At 41.8% G+C, this 737-nt stretch carries 1 protein-coding gene; it reads left to right on the top strand.

All coding sequences use genetic code 11. The annotated features are described in order from the left end of the window. Positions 1-663: transposase (locus FS608_RS29735; RefSeq protein ID WP_144556152.1), on the top strand; the 663-nt coding region annotated here is incomplete at its 5' end. Positions 664-737 lie beyond the last annotated feature (74 nt).

The following is a 737-nucleotide window of genomic DNA, read 5'->3' on the forward strand; positions in this document are numbered from 1 at the left end:
GCAGACCGAAAAGGTTTTGTCCTCGGCACGATTGTTACACCGGGAAATACACATGATAGTAATATGTTAGAGCCATTAATCGAACAAGTAGTTGAGAATGTCGTAAAACCTGAAGCTGTTGCGGCCGATGCAGCTTATAAAACACCTGCCATTACAAATTATTTATTAAAAAACGAGATAACTCCTGCTCTACCATATACACGCCCACGTACAAAAGAAGGGTTCTTCCGAAAACACGAGTATGTGTATGATGAACACTTTGACTGTTATCTTTGCCCAGCGGGCGAGGTCTTGAAATATTCCACAACGAATAAAGAGGGATATCGCGAGTACAAATCCTCAAAACACATCTGTGCTACATGTCCTTTATTAGCGCAGTGTACCGAAAGTAAAGACCATCAAAAAGTGGTGACACGTCATATTTGGCAAGCATATGTGGAAGAAGCAGACCATCTCCGTCATCACAAAGATGTAAAACCAATTTATGCGAAACGCAAAGAAACAATAGAGCGTGTATTCGCAGATGCAAAAGAAAAGCATGGCATGCGTTGGACAACTTTAAGGGGACTTAAAAAATTGTCGATGCAGGCGATGCTTACTTTCGCTGCCATGAATTTAAAGAAAATGGCCAACTGGACTTGGCAAGGTCCACAAATTGTCTAAGTAGAGACCTCGGAGAGGTCTCCCTCTGACAAAATAGGTGGAAAAACAGTGAAAAAGTCAAAAGGGGTTCGGAA

It is taken from the genome of Bacillus sp. X1(2014) (genome assembly GCF_007678255.1).